9 protein-coding genes and 2 pseudogenes are annotated in these 17,906 nt (G+C 55.1%); 4 read left to right on the forward strand and 7 right to left on the reverse strand.

Going from position 1 to position 17,906, the window contains the following annotated elements; all coding sequences use genetic code 11:
• Positions 1–129 (reverse strand): annotated as a pseudogene (locus B060_RS28110) (IS256 family transposase); the annotation flags it as partial.
• 301 nt (positions 130–430) lie between these two features.
• Here B060_RS28110 and B060_RS0119705 point away from each other — a divergent pair.
• Entirely contained in the window at positions 431–1,651 is a 1,221-nt protein-coding gene (locus B060_RS0119705; protein WP_018083532.1) for an ROK family transcriptional regulator, read from the forward strand.
• Between the two features lie 201 nt (positions 1,652–1,852).
• On the opposite strand, the pseudogene B060_RS25285 reads toward B060_RS0119705, so the two are convergent.
• Positions 1,853–2,686 (reverse strand): annotated as a pseudogene (locus B060_RS25285) (IS5 family transposase); the annotation flags it as partial.
• Between the two features lie 122 nt (positions 2,687–2,808).
• On the opposite strand from B060_RS25285, the gene B060_RS28515 reads away from it, so the two are divergent.
• From B060_RS28515 to B060_RS0119715, 3 genes are all read left to right on the forward strand, one after another.
• Positions 2,809–2,940 carry an RbsD/FucU domain-containing protein gene (locus B060_RS28515; RefSeq protein ID WP_413783257.1) on the forward strand — a complete coding sequence of 44 codons (132 nt, stop codon included), beginning with the start codon at positions 2,809–2,811 and terminating at the stop codon, positions 2,938–2,940.
• An 8-nt stretch (positions 2,941–2,948) separates the two neighbouring features.
• On the forward strand, positions 2,949–3,191 hold the full coding sequence (locus B060_RS28265) for an RbsD/FucU domain-containing protein (protein ID WP_201768125.1): 243 nt from the start codon (positions 2,949–2,951) through the stop codon (positions 3,189–3,191).
• Positions 3,192–3,612: 421 nt separating this feature from the next.
• Positions 3,613–6,366: a TonB-dependent siderophore receptor gene (locus tag B060_RS0119715; RefSeq protein WP_155847896.1), complete on the forward strand. Its 2,754-nt coding sequence runs from the start codon at positions 3,613–3,615 to the stop codon at positions 6,364–6,366.
• A 479-nt stretch (positions 6,367–6,845) separates the two neighbouring features.
• On the opposite strand, the gene B060_RS0119720 is transcribed toward B060_RS0119715, so the two are convergent.
• From B060_RS0119720 to B060_RS0119740, 5 genes are all read right to left on the reverse strand, one after another.
• Positions 6,846–8,066: a glycoside hydrolase family 27 protein gene (locus tag B060_RS0119720; RefSeq protein WP_018083536.1), complete on the reverse strand. Its 1,221-nt coding sequence runs from the start codon at positions 8,064–8,066 to the stop codon at positions 6,846–6,848.
• A 451-nt stretch (positions 8,067–8,517) separates the two neighbouring features.
• Positions 8,518–11,442 (reverse strand): beta-galactosidase GalA, encoded by a 2,925-nt coding sequence (gene galA / locus B060_RS0119725; RefSeq protein ID WP_244874642.1) that lies wholly within the window; start codon positions 11,440–11,442, stop codon positions 8,518–8,520.
• 49 nt (positions 11,443–11,491) lie between these two features.
• On the reverse strand, positions 11,492–13,054 hold the full coding sequence (locus B060_RS0119730) for a tryptophan halogenase family protein (RefSeq protein ID WP_018083538.1): 1,563 nt from the start codon (positions 13,052–13,054) through the stop codon (positions 11,492–11,494).
• Positions 13,055–13,056: 2 nt separating this feature from the next.
• Positions 13,057–14,604, reverse strand: coding sequence for a tryptophan halogenase family protein (locus tag B060_RS0119735; RefSeq protein WP_018083539.1), 1,548 nt, complete (start codon positions 14,602–14,604; stop codon positions 13,057–13,059).
• Positions 14,605–14,676: 72 nt separating this feature from the next.
• The gene (locus B060_RS0119740; RefSeq protein WP_157405679.1) at positions 14,677–17,772 is read right to left on the reverse strand and encodes a TonB-dependent receptor; all 3,096 of its coding nucleotides are present in this window, start codon (positions 17,770–17,772) and stop codon (positions 14,677–14,679) included.
• Positions 17,773–17,906 lie beyond the last annotated feature (134 nt).

Below are 17,906 nucleotides of genomic sequence, written 5' to 3' on the forward strand. Positions count from 1 at the left end.
GGCACCGGTCATGCCGCTCACCTCCAGCGCCATCAAGCGTTCAGCCGTAAAGCTGATCATGTCGCGCAACAAATCGCTGTCGGAGGTCTTTTCAACAAGCCCTTTCAGGGCCATCATATCGTTGGTCATCGGTGGTCTTTCGTCTCTGGAATGAGTGTAGGAACCCAAACCATATCCGAAAATCACTGATGGCCAACCCCGCTTCGCTGAGGCTCGCTTTGCCCTTTGGACGGGCAGCGAGCCTAGCGCTACGCTCTCAACCAATTACACCACGCTGTGGGACACGACCTAATATGCCGGACTTACATAAATTTCGCTTTGTTGCGTTTTTGCCGTGGCTACGACACTATGCAATGGCGATAACTGCGCTAACCACGCAAATCTTGTAAGACGCAGATCCGACTAACACTTAAGATTTCCAGTGAGATCGATGATTAATAGCCTGCCTAACAATAGAACGAACAGAGGAAGCAACATCGTCGCCGTTGGCGCTTATAACGAGCGTTTGGTGCTGTCGATCCTTAGAAGCAAAGGTGCTCTGTCCAAGGTAGAATTAACGCAGGCGACCGGATTGTCCAAGCAAACGGTGACGGATGTCATCGGCAGGTTGGAATCAAATGGACTGTTGCTGAAGGGGGCTCCCGTGCGCGGTCGAATCGGTCAACCGCAAGTTCCCTTCCTGCTCAATCCGGATGGAGCCTATTCTATCGGTTTCAAGATTGGTCGGAAAAGCTACGAGCTTGTGTTGATGGACTTCGCCGGCGCCATTTTAAAGTTGCACAGACAGCATATAGATTATCCAACGCCTACAACCATGGTGACTTTTGTCGACGAAGCCTTGGAAACGCTGCGGCGCGAAATTTCGGTATCTATCATGGAGAAGGTTGTAGGTATGGGCGTCGCCATGCCGAACGAGCTTTGGCGCTGGGGGCAGGAGTTCGACGCTCCAGATGACGAGATCGCCAGTTGGAAGAATTTCAACGTTCAATCTGAGTTGGAGAAATCCATAAGCCTGCCGGTTATGATTTCCAACGACGTGGCCGCGGCGTGCAATGGGGAATTGATTTTTGGGCAAGGAGAAAAAGCAAGTGACTTCCTCTATGTCTACCTCGGTACCTTTATAGGGGGTGGCCTTGTCCTGAATGGCAAGATCGTTTCAGGCTCACGTCAAAATGCAGGAGCCATCGGGTCCATGCTGATAGCGGATGGGCGGAACGGATCTGAAGCGCGGCAGCTCTTGTCTGTCACCTCTATCATTTCACTGGTTCACGACTTGACGGCCCACGATCGCGATACATCACCCATTTGGGCGCCCGATGACGACTGGACGTCCATGGATGCACATGTGCTTCCATGGGTGGAGCATGTCGCAAGCCATCTCGCGTCAGCTTGCATCAATGCGGCGGCCATAACAGACGTTCCTCAAATCATCATCGATGGGTCGCTCCCCCCGCGTGTGCGGGCGCTCATCGTTGAAAGCGTCCGCGCTAAGACATCGACATTACCGACGACGGGTCTAAGTGACTTCGAATATGCTACAGGCACACTTGGTTATTCCGCGCGGGTGGTTGGCGCGGCCAGCCTGCCAATGCAAGCCAGATTTGCGAACGATTGGGACACGCTTTTGAAAGCAGAACCCTTAACCGCCTGATCGTCAGTTGCCAGTGGTAGAGCAGCGGTAAAGAACATGATTGTCGCGTGTCGGGTTGACTTAACAGGCTGCGGAAATAGCGCCAATTTTTCACCGATCGTCACTAGCCGGTTCGAAGATGAGCCGTGATGAGGCCTTTTCAGCGGCCTTCTCGGCCGATTTTGTCTTAATCCGGCTTCTTTCGGCGGATTGCGGACGCGATTATGCTGTCGTCAGCAAATTTGGTAGCCTCACCAGATTATAAGCGGTGGCTGTCAGGGTGAACATCCAGCCGACGCGATCCTTTCCGCGATGGCGTGTCTTGCGTATTCCGCCGCTGGTCTTGGCCCAGCCGAACACGTCTTCGATGCGCTTGCGGATGCGCTGACTGACGGCGTAGCCGGGATGATGGGTGGTCCGACCGTCTATGGCCGAGCGTCGGTTCGTCGTGTTCTGCGCGACGTGTGGCGTAACCTTTATGTCCCGCAAGGCGGCAACGAAGTCGGCCGTATCGTAGGCTTTGTCTGCAGCCAATGTGATGCGATGACGCCCCTCCATGCGGCCAAGCATATCCAGTGCGGCCTCGCGCTCCGCGGTTCCGCTTGCATGGGTCAGCGTGGCGTCGACGACTAGACCATTGCGATTTTCCATTGTCACGTGACCCATATGGCAAAGCTTGGCCGCCTGGCCACGGGCCTTCTTGTAAAGCCTGGCATCCGGGTCGGTGGTCGACGCGTGAGTTGCGTTGCTGCGCTTCTCGCCGTGGAAATCGCGCTAGGGGTTGCGTGCGGTGGCCTTTGGCGGCTGCTTCGCTTCAGCGCCAGAGCCGCTCCCGTCAGCGTCGCCACCATCGGTCTCGTCCTTGGGCTTGAAGCTCTTCATGGTCGCCCAGGCTTCGATCAAGGTGCCGTCGACCGAGAAGCGCTCGTCCGACAAGAGAGCCTTAACTCGCGGCTGGCTCAGCAAGGCGGCCAGGAACTTGGCGGCGATGTCGGCAGCCAAGAGCCAATCACGGTTCTTGGTGAATACCGTGACGTCCCAGATCGGTGCGTCCATACGCTCGCAGCGAGCGCCTTTTTCCGTATCCTGCTAAAGCCCCAAAAATGAGACGAGCTTATTAGGATGCTGAAGGTTTGGATTCTCTGTTGGGACCGGAATTGCTGGGGATTTTGCCGTCCATGGGCCACGGCGATGAGATAGCTATCGTCGACGCCAACTCTCCCGCCCTCAGTCATGCGAAGCGATTGGTTCGGATGGATGGCCATGGCGCTCCCCGAATTTTGGAAGCTGTATTATCCGTTATGCCCTAGACCGCGACGTGCCTGAATCGGCCTTTCGTCCGTGCGCGTTTGGCGATTGTGAGCGCATTGAACCGATATATGCCAAATTCCAGACGAGTATCGACGCCCACGACGCGGGCATTCAACTTTCGCCAATTTTAGGTCCGCCCTTCTACGAGCGCATAAAGAACGCTTTTGCCATTGTTGCAAGCGGCGAAGGACGCCTTTATGGCAATATTAGTCTCCGCAAAGGTGTGATCCTTCCGGATGCGTCAACTTAAAGCGACTTTCAGCTAAGCTGCCTAAACCGCTTTTTGATTTTGCCTCCTTTTGGCGGTTTTTGGCGATGCGGCCTCCGAGTCGCCGAGGCAATACCGTTTGGCTGCATGAGCGGCGCCCCGCGTCTCTTGATGCGCCAATGTCACATCCACGTCCTAATCTGATGATTTTTGCAATCTGCCCCCCCTCCGAATCTGCATCATCAATTCTAATAAACCCTATGTTTTCACATATAATTTTTTTAAGCCGCATTTTAGTCCGCTGCTTTCTCAAAAAAAACACTATCTCAAATTTAAGTACGGCATATTGACTTAAGTAAAACTGTCTGAGCCTATCGTTTTTGTTGGTGCTTCAACGTGACCTAAAATCGGTCGCAACGATCCATCGATGCAAAAGAAAAAATAGCTCTAACAGGAAACGAAAATGAAAAGGCACCTCATAGGCACAGTCAGTGTGCTTGCGGTTTCGACGCTGCTCGCAGCCACCGTCTTGCCAACTTTGGCGTATGGTCAGGAAACGTCCCAACCGGCCGCAGCCCCCGCGGAAGCCGACACAACCGAGGTCATCGTCACGGGCGTGACAATGAAAACGAAGAAGGTTCAATCGACCATCTCGACCAGCACGATCACTGAAAAGGATATGCAGATCCTTGCGGCGAGCGGCACCGCTCAGCTGCTTGCGAACATTCCCGGCTTCTTACCCGAAGGCGGCACGGCAGGCGAAACGCATAACAACGTCCAGGTTCGCGGCCTGCCGCAAGCCGGCGGTTACCGTTACGTCCCCAATCTGATCGACGGTTTGCCCGCCTACGAGGAACCCGAAGCGCCGTTCATGAACAACGACGTCTTCATCAAGCCGGATATTATGACAGTACGAGTCGAAGCGGTTAAAGGTGGCCCCGGCGGCATCCTCTATTCGAATGCCCTTGGCGCCGCTGTGAACTATATCACCCGCACCGGCACCGACGAATTCGAAGGCGGATACAAACTGGAACTTGGCAGCGACGACCGTGTGCGCAACGATCTGTTCGTGTCGGGTCCGCTGACCAAAAATCTGACATTCGCTGTTGGTGGCTTCTACCGCACGTCAAACGGCGTGCGTGACCCAGGTTTCACGGCGAATGCCGGAGGTCAAATCCGCGGCAACCTGAAATACACGAGTGACGACGGCTCGCTCACCGTATTGCTGATGGGGCAGCACATAGATGACCGCACGGCCTTTTATCAGAACGTGCCCTACGCGGTTCCCGCCACCGCGACTCCTGGGACGACCGCAGCGCCATTTACGGTCGACACGGATCTTATTCAAAACCTGGGGCTGGATTTTGGAACGGGCACGCCCGTCTCCAATCAAACCAGCTTCTACCAGCTCTACGATGCTTCGGGTAAGCAATTCACCTTGGACATTAAGGATGGCATACATCCCAAGTTTGACATCTTCACGGCCGAAGTCGAGAAGGTGTTCGGTAATGGCTGGAAATTCAACGCCAACATTCGTTCTACCGAAGGCTCGAACGGCTTCAGCGCGATGTTCCAGGATCCTCCGGTAGACACCTCCTACCTGATCAATGGTAATCCGCGAAACAGCGGAGACACAGGTTTCAATGGGCTGATCCACAGCGCCCCATACGCGCCATGGTATCAGAACGCTGTGGCCGTGAAAGCCTACTATACCGATAGCGTGACCGGAACCGATCTTACGACCGCAAAAGCCGCGCCAGCGTACCTGGCCAATAACGTTCCGGTGCGAGGCTTCGTTGAAGCGACAACGCTTGTGTCCGATCTTCGCTTGGCGAAGAACCTTGACCTGGGCTGGTCTAGCCACGATTTGACGTTTGGCGTCTACAACAGCCATTACACCTATGACGTCTTCTCCGTTTTTGCCCGCGCATACTCGACGATCGAAGACAGCTCGCGCAAAGTCGATTTCTACGCCGTCGATGCAAATGGCCAGCAGGTTGGTCCCTCGATCACAAAGGACAGCATCGTCAGTCCGGCCCTGTTTGGTCTGGGTGCGACATCATCAGAGCAAACTAAGGCCCTCTATTTCCTCGATCACCTGACCTTGCTCGACGACCGTCTGAATATTGACGCCGGCGTGCGATGGCAAGAACTTGTGATCAACCGCGTCACGACCAATTCCTTTAACCCCGGCAACACTTCGGCTAATGTCACCCCGAATAATGTGACGGTCGGCTCAACAAACGACTCGTTGGCCTATAAGAACGTGGCTATTCCGAACGGCGCCCCTCAATACGATCATCAAAAGTATCAAGGCACCGGATGGTCTCTGGGCGCTAACTACCGCCTGTCAGGCGGCAAATCTGGAGAGGGCGACACAGCGATTTATGCCACTATCGCAAAATCGTTCCGCCTTCCGGGATTTGAAGATTATATCTTCGGAGGACCGGCAACCAATGCTTCGACAGGTGCAGTTGCCCAGGGAAACCTAGTCGAACACATCATGCAGTATGAAGGCGGAATTCGGTTCGCCAATAACCAGTTCGCAATCTCGCTGTCCGGGTTTTATATCGACTTCGAAGCGAAAGAAATTCTCGGGTCAACACTCGTCGATCTGAGCGCATCCGTCGGTGGCACGCCCTGCTCCACCGTACCGACTCCGGCAAACTGTCCCGTCGTTCGTGACAGCTACCACAACAAGTTAGAAAACAAGGGCGTGGAGTTCGAATATTACTATCATCCGGATTACCTCCCCGGTCTCAAAATCCAGGGCAGCATTGTCTTGCAGGATCCGAAGATCTCCAATGATGTCGCCTACCGTGACGGCATTATCAACGGCAGCTACCACACCGTCGCCGTCGGCAGCTATGTGCCGCAACGCCAGCCCAAGACGGTCGTCAACTTCCGTCCATCGTACACCTTTACCAGCATACCTCTGACAATTTACGGTCAGGCGTACTATTACGGTGAGCGCTTTGCAGGAAACGATGACACCGCCATCTATCCGGCATACACGCAAGTCAACGCCGGGGCCCTGTGGAGCGTCACCGATCGCCTCGATCTGCAACTGCATATCGACAATCTAAACGACGCATCGTCATTCACTGAGGGCGGTTCGATTAACGCGAACACGACGATGAGCGACGGTCGTTACGTGGGCGTGGCCCGTCCATTGATCGGCAGATCGTGGAAAGTCGTCACATCCTACCGCTTCTAATCCGGTATATCATCTGCTAAGCGGCGAAGCCCTGGTTGCCAAATGGCGACCGGGGCTTTTCGATTAAGCGACCGGCCAATCCCTCCCATTGGAGGCAAACTGACGACGTCTGCTGACGGGACGGGACAGGTTCGCTTTCGCGAATAAAGTCACCGCGGATCGACAGTACGGCACGATTTCACCATCATCCTCCGCGCTTCCAGGTTGAAATGGGGCGGTGACGAGAAGATCAGACTGTTGAATATCACTCAAAACTGATGAAGTATATGCCCCCTCCCGACGGCATCGCAATGTGCCATAGCAGTGCCAGTTTCCTAAACTTACAAGCGCTTAGAGGCTCTTGTTCAGAACTATTGGCGGTCGATCATTCTTCAGAAAGCGTGCAGTATGGAGCATGACCAATAAGGCGGTCGGCTAGGCTTGAACTCAGTCGAAAGACCGTCATTAATATTTGCTCCTGCAGGAAAGTGACATTCCACTCAAAGTGTCGGCGTTATCCGGATCATTGTGGCCCCGTGCGCGGGAACATCCGCAGTATACTTGCCTGTTACCGCTTTAATGACCTGCTTTGACCAAAGATCCGTGGTGGTTGCCTTCAACCCGGCTGGCCAGCCTAATGTTTCCCAGTTCACGGACATTGACTTAGAACCTTCGGAGCGGTTTAAGAGCACCACGGCTTTCTCACCTCCCTTGAGAGCGCGTTCCCAGATTTCGAAGTCACCTTCATCGCTCACCTTGCGCGCTTGTTGGCCAAGACTGTCCTGGTCCACTGCGATGACGTCCCTATTGATAAGAATCGATCGTGTATCCTCGGTCATCGTGGACAGATCATTTCCAGCGATCAATGGCGCGGCGAGCATAGCCCACATTGAAAAATGCGCCCGGTATTCAGTGGTAGTCATACCACCATTGCCGACCTCAAGCATATCTGGATCGTTCCATTGGTTTGGTCCGGAGTCTTTCCAGAGCTCCTCTTGCTTGTCGAGTATCCACAAAAAGGAATGATTGTTTCCTTGATCCTGGCTCCAGGAATCCCGGATGTCGCCAGTGGTTCGCCACATATGCCCCACTTTCGGGGCCCACTCCCGTGGTTTGTTGTCGCCCCATTCGCAGATCGATAAGAGAATGTCCCGACCTGAGGCCCGCAAGGCTTTCGCCATTATCGTATACGCGGCCTCCGCGTTACGCGTACCCGTATTGCACCAATCATATTTAAGGTAATCAACGCCCCAGGCAGCGTAGGTTCGAGCGTCTTGGAACTCGTGACCTGCGCTGCCAGGACGGCCACCGCAAGTCAGCGCGCCGGCGTCTGAGTAAAGGCCAAATTTCAAGCCTTTGGAATGGACGTAGTCGGCCAGCGCCTTAATACCGGCCGGAAACTTCTTCACGTCAGCCTGTATAGTTCCATCTGACGCTCGCTCAGTCTGCCAGCAATCATCAATGATGACATACTTGTAGCCAGCATCCTTCATACCGTTTGCCGCCATAGAGTCAGCGACGGCGCGAACCTTGGCCTCGTCGACATTGCAGGCGAACTTGTTCCACGAATTCCATCCCATGGGTGGCGTCGCCGCCAGGTTCGGCTTCGGGGCCGTTAACCCAAGGGAATCGTGCGCAAGCGCATGAGGCGTTATGACTGCCCACGCCAAAGCTGCGAGAACGCCCGTGCGGGCTAGACTGGAACTGGCAGTTTTGTTCATTTGTTTCCTCGTTGAGCACAGTCGCGAACGACATGAATTGTTTCAAGACCGGCCTGATAGGCCCAGGTCAATGTGGCCGCTTAGCTACTCTACGTGCTACCCGGTAGTCGTTCGACTAAACTCTTAGGCCGGCTGCTTGATAGTAGAGTTCCCCGCAATGCGAACGACTGGCAAACTCGGCCGGCCCTTACATGCTATGATATTATGTAAAATTAAGTCAAGATACCTTGCGTTGGATTGCTTATCATCGGGCATGTGCCTGCCCCTGATTTTACATGCAAAAGGCAAAAAAGGCCCTCCCGAAGGAGGGCCTAAGTGCTCCGGTGCTAGAGTCAGGGGAGCTCTCGCATTTCGGAGGAAAGAAAATCGGATGCAATTATAATATAATATTACCTACGAAATGACAAGCAAATTGTACCGTCATTTCCATTATTTCCTGTGTCCTTGATCGCTACTTAACGTCAAACTGCGCGGTCGCGGCGGACAATCCTTCCCCTGATGCCTTAAGGGTGGCACGACCCGGAACGCCCGTAGACTGAACAATCACTTGGGCCCAGCCATTGAACACGCTGCGCTGCCATGGACCTGCGGGGTGATTGATCCGAACGACACCCCAACGGCTGCCGCCTACCGAGACGTCCGCCAAGGACGGTACGCCGCCTTTGGGTGTCGGAATGACATAACTCAAGCTGTTTTCAGATTTCAATCCGTCCACGTCCAGAACAACCTGACGATTGCCGTCGACCACCGTTGTCTCCACAGGCAGGCCATTGACATATACCCTCTGCGAGGGTGCAAGATCAGCTACGAACAAGCTTACCTTGTCGCCAGGCTGTGTCGTCGGACGCGAAAACTGACCACGTAACACCAAACCAGCCGTCACTGGCGGCTGAGCTTCGGGCGGAAGCCACTGCAACGGATCGCGCCAGGAGGTGGTATCAACGGCCTCAGCGACTTCCGTCTGGTCACCAGTTCCGTCGACAGCGAGGCTTCGCCACTGTGAAACAGGCAGGAATTCATAACGGTCGACGGTTCTGTCCGCCTCGTGCGATCCAGGATCTCCGTTGCCTACACCGATAATTCGGATCGGCCCCGTAACGTCGAACTTGATCCTGTCCGATGCGGTCGGTACGATCCCCCCCACCTTGTCTTCTACGTTGACCCAGACCACCGAGACGTCGGTTCCGTCAGCTGCGAGTTTATGTTTATCAGGCGTGAGAGCCACCTTTTCCGCTCTTCCGCTTGTGGACACTATGGCGTTGGCTACAAGCTTCCCATCGCTGTAAGCCCGTGCTTCCAGTTTCCCTGCCTGATAAGGCACATCCCACTGAAGGTGTGAATTTGCGACCATTGTCTTTCGGCCAAGGGATTTGCCGTTGAGAAAGAGCTCGACGGCCTGTGCATTGCTATATACGCGAACATCGATCGGCTGGCCTTCTTTCCCCTGCCAATTCCAATGCGGCAGAAGGTGGACCATGGGCGCAGTCGTCCATACGGACTTTAGGTAGTAAGCGCTATCTTTGTAGACGCCGGTCGTGTCCAGCATCCCGAATTGCGATGAAATAGCTGGCCAGCCAAAGGGGGTTGGCTCGCCACGATAGTCAAAACCTGTCCAAACAAACATTCCAGACATCCAGGGACGAGCGATGACATGGTTCCAGCCCTCCTCGATACTGAGGGAGTAGCTGGGCCGCCCTTGCCGGTCGTATGCGTTCAGATGCACCTTGGACCGATCATCGAAGTAAATACCGCGCGTCGATAAAGTCGAACCCTCTTCAGTCATCGCCGCGGGCTTTTCCGGAAAACGTTGATGAAACGCATCCACATCGTGCTGGGCGCCATAGTTGAAGCCGATGACATCGGCCGAAACCGACACACCGCGACCGGAGCTGCTCGCCGCCACCGTCGTGCGGCGGCTTGGATCCAGGCGGTGGACGATGTCTTGCATCTCGTCAGCTAAGTGGGTTCCAAGGGGCGTGCCCTCAAGCGCCCATTCTTCATTCCCTACCGACCACAGGATGACACTGGGGTGATTGCGGTCACGAATAATCAAGCGTTCTAGTTGCCCGCGAATCTCCGGCGTTGTCCCCATCATGCGATGCTCGTCTAAGACCATCATGCCAATGCGATCGGCATCGTCCAATAGTTCCGGCGCAGGTGGATTATGCGATGTGCGATAAGCGTTTGAGCCCATGCCTTTGAGTTGGTTAAGGCGCCAAGCCTGAAGCGCGTCAGGCATGGCCGTGCCGACGCCGGCGTGATCCTGATGGTTATTCGTGCCTTTGAGTCTCATCGGCTTTCCATTCAGGAAAAAGCCGCTATTGGCATCGAACGTTATCGTGCGAATACCGAAGGTCGTATCGTACGTGTCGACAGTCCGGCCCTCACTCACAATGGTTGTCTTTAAATGGTAGAGGTCCGGAGTGTCCGGAGACCACAGATGAGGCGCGGTCACCTTGACCGAGCCATGAAAAGTTCCGTCCGACGCCGCCTTGACCGTCAAGCCTGTCATCTCAGCGTGTGCGACCCGTTGCCCATCTGGACCAACAACATCCTGAAGCAAACTAAATGTGCCATCGGTCTTCGCATCATTATCGACCGTTACATCGATGTCTAAGGTCGCCCCCCCCTTGTCGACCGTCGGCCTAACGAAAGTGCCCCACTTGCCGACATGTAGCGGATCGGTCTTCGAAAGCCAGACGTGACGGTAAATTCCGGCACCTTCGTAAAACCATCCCTCCTCAACTGTCGCATCGACACGCACAGCAATTACGTTACGGCCGCCGTAGTTGAGATAGTCCGTGATGTCATAGCCGAAGCCCGAATACCCGCTCGGTTCAGTCCCGATATAGTGCCCGTTTACCCAGACTACGCTGTTGCGATAGACGCCATCGAAATCGATCGATATCCTGCGTCCACGGTCGCTCTCCGGCACGTCGATGACTTTGCGGTACCATCCGACACTATTTTCCGGGAAGTCGTGCCCAATGGCTTTTGAGCCATGGTTACCATTGCCGCGCGCGTCAAACGGCAATTCCACGGCCCAGTCGTGGGGCAGATCGACGCGCCGCCAAGCGGCGTCGTCGAAGTCGGAGTTCGCCGGCCCGTCGCCATATCCTGCCTTGGCGAAGAAAAAAGGCCTTAGACCGTACTTGAAATCCTTCGACGGATCGGTGGCGTTACCAAAGGCAAAGGCCCATCCTTTATCGATGTTAATGCGCTCGCGCTGGGAAGCTCTTGTCGAGGCCCCCGGCACGTCCGCAACAGCCAGTCGCGGCACAATATTTACTGCACCTATTGCTATCATTGATAATATCGTCAATCCAAGGTGCTTCGGCACACTACTCTCCTGATTAAATTTAATTTTTGAGGCCAAGGCCAACCTACACCTTCGGCCGCGCATGCTACGAGGGAACCCGTCGCAATTAGTCCACCGTCGCTGCGCCACAATATTGCCTGATGAAGTCCCGGTGCGAAGGCATCGAGTCTACAACCTGCGCGGTGATCTGCCGAAGGCGTGCAACGTTTTTTGCTATTTCGGGCAAAGGGATCTTATCGACGAGTGGATCGTAGCTTTTGGGTGTCACGCCTTGGCCGAGCATCACCGCTAACCAACTGTCGTCCGTGAACAGTTCGTCTTGATATCGGAAAATTCGTCCCGTTGAACAGAAGAGCGACATCCGTGCCTTGAGACGTTCCGGTATAACCATTGCACCGCGCTCCCGCCAAAATGAAGAATCAGAGCGCTCCGTGGCGCAGTAATGTAAAATAATAAAGTCTCTCACGGCCTCGTATTCCAGCAGCGTCGCCACATTGAATTCATCGATATTCGCCTGTGCAAACCTTTTGTCCGGAAAAAATAAAAGGAGCTTCGCAATGCCCGTCTGAATAAGATGAATGCCGGTCGATTCCAGCGGCTCAATGAAGCCTCCGGAAAGGCCGATGGCCACACAGTTCTTCACCCACATCGAACGACGGTGACCGGCCGTAAACGTGATCAAATGCGGGTCGTTGATCGGCTTGCCCTCGATCTGCGACAACAGCCTAGCGGTAGCTTCGTCTTGGCTTATGTGGTCACTCGAAAAAACATAACCATTCCCGACACGATGTTGTAGCGGGATACGCCACCGCCAGCCCGCAGAGTCAGCGGTCGCGCGGGTATAGGGCGGGAAATCTGAAAGGGGTTCGCTTCCAACTGCAACCGCACGATCACACGGCAGAAACTGGCTCCAGCTTTCAAAGCCGGCATTTAGGTGTCCCTCTATGAGCAGTCCCCGGAATCCTGAGCAGTCAACGAATAAATCTGCCGCGATTGTCCGGCCGTCGTCGAGGGTCACGGATGAGATAAAGCCATCATCCGACCTTAGGTCCGTACCGGCAATGCGACCTTCGATGCGGGTGACACCGCGCCCTTCTGCGTAACGGCGCAGATATTTTGCATATAACGAGGCATCGAAATGGAAAGCGTACCGCAAAGAAGGACCGGGCGTGCTTGTCGCCCCGTTGGTCGTTAGAAACCGGCCTCGCGCCGCAGCTACTGAGCAGAGATTATAATCACTGATTGGCCCAGGGTCCGGGCACATTCCCCTGGCATAACCAGACTTCAACCGGAGCCATAACTGTAGAAATTTAAACTCCTGCGTGTGCCGTCCGTGATCGCCAAAGGGATGGAAGTACCTCTCGCCCAGCCTGTTCCAATCGACAAACTCGATGCCGAGCTTGTAGGTGGCATGCGTATAACGGATGAAGTCGAACTCGTCCAAGCCAAGGATATTGTTGAAGGTCCGGATCGACGGTATCGTCGCCTCACCGACGCCGACAGTCCCAATTTCCTCCGACTCAATAAGCACGATCTTGACGTGCGCGGGCACCGTCTTTGCTAACGCGGCAGCGGTCATCCATCCGGCCGTGCCGCCGCCCACTATCACGACACGCTCAATCCGTGTGTTGTCACCGCCGCGATCAAAAGCTGCGTCCCCACTGACCATACTTACGCCGCCCTTTTCGGGGTAAAGCCCTGGCGGCGAACCAGCTCGACGAGAGACCGATGTTCCGGCATGATCGTCAGTGCGTATTCGGCCTGTTTCTGAATTTCCTGGAATTCGGCACGGGCCTCGTCAAAATATCGGAGCGCCGCGATACGATCGCCCAAGATGGTCTTGTAACCCATGCCATATAAGACGTATTGCCAGTTGTGCTCCGTGAAGATGTCATGCTTGAGATCGACGTCGATGAACGACGGGGCCCTGTACTTCCACTGTTCCAGGCGATCTCGAAGACCGTCGCTGATCGATCCCGGATTAATATTATCAAGCCAGAAATCGGTATCGCGACGGTTACTCACACAGTAATGCAGCTTGATAAAGTCAATGACGTGCGCATACCGCTCGCGCATTTGCGCGTTGAACTGCTCAGCGCCGCTGTCACACTGGTCAGACCATGGAAACAAAGCCGCCAGAATGACGCCTGCGATCTCCGCGAAGCCAATGCCAGTCGCTTCGAGCGGCTCGATGAAACCAGCAGACAGACCGACTGCGACGCAATTTTTTTTCCACTGGACCTCACGATAGCCCGCTTCAAATTTGAGTATCCGGCTCGGAAGATCGTCTGCGGCATGGCCGATATAGGTGCGCAGGCACGCTTCAGCGGCCTCGTCGCTTGTGTGGTCAGACGAATAGACATACCCCGTGCCACGGCGTTCTTGAAGCCCGATATCCCAAATCCAACCGTTCGTCTGCGCGACCGCTTTCGTATAGGAGGGTATAGGCGCTGCCGGGTCGTCGTACGGGACCTGGATGGCAACGGCGCGGTTGGTGAACAACTGCGACTTGAATGATTTAAAGGGAACGCCCATCGCCTGGCCGATCAGTTGTGCACGAAACCCCGTGCAGTCGACATATAGGTCGGCCGTGAGGCGACCCGTCTTCCGACCCACGAGACTTTCGATTTCTCCCGTTGGAGCCATTGTGACGTTGTCGATCGTATCGAAAACATGAGTAACACCTTGCTCGATAGCGCGCGACCTAAGTAATCCGGCAAATGCGACCGCGTCGAAATGATAGGCGTAATTAAGAGGGCCAGCGTATTCGGGATGCGTAATGAGTTTTGGCGCCCTGTAAGCATCGGCGACGCGCATCTGCACGTTGCTCGCCGACGCCCAATCTTGCCCGCTGGCCGCTCCTGCCAGCCAGTAGGGAAGCAAATCCAGACCGCTACCCTGGTCCGCTATCTGAAAAGGATGAAAGTAGCGATCAGGTCCCGCCGAACCGGTTGACCGCCAATTTACAAATGCGATGCCCTGTTTGAAGGTCGCGTTGGCCGAGCGAATAAGATCCGCCTCGGCCAAACCTATCCGGCCGAGCGTCTTGCGGATACTGGGAAAGGTCCCTTCGCCCACTCCAATAATGCCAAAATCTTCAGATTCAACGACGGTAATTCTCGCGCCGCCGGGGGTAGACGTGGCGAGCATGCGCGCGAGGTAAGCGGCCGTCATCCACCCTGCGGTGCCCCCGCCCACAATAATTATACTCTTAGCCACTGCGCCCTCGTTTCAAGACGAATATCAGGATCAAGCCGGCCTCCGATGTGCACCGGAGGCCGGCCGCCGTGGTTAGTAGCTCATCCGTAGACTGATTTCGTAGCGGCGATCGCTCTTAAACCAGCTGCGGGTCGCGAATATCCCTTGAACGACTTCCATTTTCGTCTTTGGAACACCATCCAGCAGATTCGACGCCTGGAATGACACCTGGACACGGTCGTTCACCTTGTAACTGACGCTGCCATCAAGCTGTCCATACGCAGAGCCATAAATTGGCAGAGAGTAACAAACGACATCAGCGCCGCGCTTACAGTAGACCGGATCATCTGCTGCGCCAGGGAGATTATACCAGCTATTGGTACCGTTGCCCGTCGTGGTGGCCAGATAATCACCACGCCAGCTGTATGCCAGCCGTGCATCCCAGGGGCCTTTGTCGTATAGAAGATTGATATTATAAGCTTCTTTCGAAAGGCCAGGCACGGTGATGTCCGGTATCGTGTTGCCATCCATACCGACTGCGCGCAATGACGGAGCCCTGCTATCAACATGAGTGTAGTTGGCTTCGATGCCCAAACCATCCAACGGTGACGGGAGTTGGTCGAAGAAAGCTCGCGCTCCCAGTTCAAAGCCCCTGATGTTCGTCTTTTCGTTCGAGTTGAAGTTTTGAACGACCTGCAAGGCGCCTTGTACATCTGACGAAGAGGTGGAGCCGTACTGAGTATACTGGCCTGAAATGTTATATATAGACTGGTTGAAAACGATGAAATCCTTGATCGACTTGTTGAACAGGTCGAGGTGCGCCGTTAGGCTTGGCTTCGGATACCATTCAATCGACAGGTCTTCGTTCGTTGACACTTGCGGCTTCAACAGCTGCGAGATGCTTCCGCTGTAGCCGGAGAAAATGCCAGGCATCTGCGGACCAGAAGTGATCGCCGCATTATTGGCGTTCGTCGAGGTACTAATGCTCACTTTACCACCGACACGATCATCGCTGTAGCTTGGGGGACTTAGAGATTGGTTGACAGCGAAGCGGATAAGCCAGACGTCGTCCGGTTTGAAACTGAAGTTGACGGACGGAAGCGCACGGGTATACTTAATATCGCCACCGACCGGCGTACTTACTGACGCATCACGCCTGTAGCTCAGCGGCATGTTGCCGTTGTTGGCAGCCATATAGGCTTGTGCGGCTGCCGGCGTCCCCCCGACCTGAGCGTAGGCGGTATTGGCGTCTGCCTGTGACAGGAAGAACGGCGCGGCCGTATTGACTGTGAAAGTGCCACGGCTATGTACGGTATCCTGAACCACGCGCAGGCCAAAATTACCGGTGAACGGAGCCCCGCCAAACCAGCTTGAGTCGCTGGCAAACCGCACTTCGCCGTAAACCGACGCAGTTTCAATCCGGATATTGTTGGTCTGTGGTGCGCCCAGATCAGCAATCGTTGTTGCAGCGCCCTTCGGGAATTCCGCGCTGCCATAGGTGACGATATTATGCGTCAGGCACGAGCCACAGATTACCGTCGAAGGGGAGGAGAATATGTAGCTGCCCGGAACGGGAATATCCCCCTTGAAGAAGTTGGGGAAGCTGTAGACGGCCCAGTCTTCGGCCGGCGACTGCGCGACCGTCTTTTGAGCGCCGTTCCACGATTCGTTAATGGCTGACCACCAGGTTCCAGTGAAGGTGTCCGTCTCAGCGCGATCTGCGTAACGCACACCCGCCTTAACGTCCCGGAAGAAGCCGTCGCCGAGCTCGTAAGTGGCGTCGAGATTCACCGCTGTCATATGCGCTTCATTCTTTTGCACATTCCAGACGATGGAGTTCGCGGCAGCGTGAGCGGAATCCACCATGGCCGTATTCGAGTTCGCAATGGTATTAACCGGCAAATCTCCAGTGAGGTCCATGTGCATTGTGGTGAGGTTGATACCTTCACCGATGCCCATGCCGTAGTCTTCAGCCTTATGCCAGGCGGCGACGTATTGCAGGGCGCCAGCCAGTTTCAGACGTTCACCGTTCCATGTGAATCCTTGGCTGAAATCCGCGGTCGTGTTCTCGCTGGGGGTAGAGTTGTTGGCGCTGCCAGGTGCCCAGGTGGTGCTGTTGCCAACTGAACTACCGTCGTGGGCCAGTGTGCCGGAGACGAACAATCCGTTCGAATCGAATTGTGCGTCGGCGAAGGTAACCGGCGCAGGCAAGCCACCGTTTTGTCCAAAGGAAACATCGGCAAAAACCCCGCCGCCGCCATTTACCGTCTTGTAGTTTGACGCAAAGACGGTCTGGTAAAGCGTCAATTGGTCGTTTGGCTTCCACTGGAAAGCCTCATAGAAACCCGTGCGCGTACGATCGAATGTGTCGTTGCCGTAGTCAAATCCGCCGGGCACATAGCGTTTTTGGCCCCCGACCGTTTGTTGATAGTATGGTTCGCTGCGCATGAAACTGTCGGCGGATTGGAACTCAGCCCGCGCAACATCCACCAGCACACCCATTTCACCAATGGGTGTGTCGAAGCGACGGGTCATAAGAACCGAACCACTTGGCGAACCCTTTTTGACCAAGTCGCCATAGCTATACGCCGCACTGATACCGATCTCCGGCTTCCCGTAGTCGAACGGCATGCGGGTACGCAAATCGATTGAACCACCCAAGCCACCTTCGATGAGGCGCGCATTGCTACCCTTATAGACGTCGACGGCCGACATCATTTCTGGGGTCACTTCACCCCAGCTTAGACCGCTTCCGCCGTTGGCCGAGAAGATTTCCCTGCCGTTCAGAAGCCCGGTGATGCCAGACAAGCCGCGGATTTGCACGTCCGTGCCTTCCCAGGAGAACTGATCGGGGCTTCCGAGGCTGCCGAAGCGGACCATCGTCACGCCGGCCACGCGCGAGAGGACTTCCGTGACGGAGGTGTCCGGCAATTTGCCGGCTTCATCAGCAACGACTGAGTCGATCACTGTATCCGAATTCTTCTTGCGCTCGGTTGCATTTTGCAGCGCTTTTCGTCGCGCGGTTACGACCACAACGGTCTCGTCTGTCCCTGCCCCAGTCGCGCTAGCAGTGGCACCGGTTTGGTCTTGCGCAAAGCCAACTGCTGGCGCAACGGCAACCATACTGAGCACGATAAGCGATGTACTTGCCGCGAGCCGCGCAGCGCGCGTCCCTTTGTTTCTTTTCATTGTTCGTCTCCCTGGCATTGCGCCGAACCTGCGTACATTCGTTTGCGATGCAATTTGATCTAACTGGCCACCGCAGTGCGTGAAACGCACCGCCCGGCCATCTGCATATAATATAATACAATTAGCAGATCAAC

The sequence above is a fragment of the Asticcacaulis benevestitus DSM 16100 = ATCC BAA-896 genome (assembly GCF_000376105.1).
In the GTDB taxonomy this organism is placed as follows: domain Bacteria; phylum Pseudomonadota; class Alphaproteobacteria; order Caulobacterales; family Caulobacteraceae; genus Asticcacaulis; species Asticcacaulis benevestitus.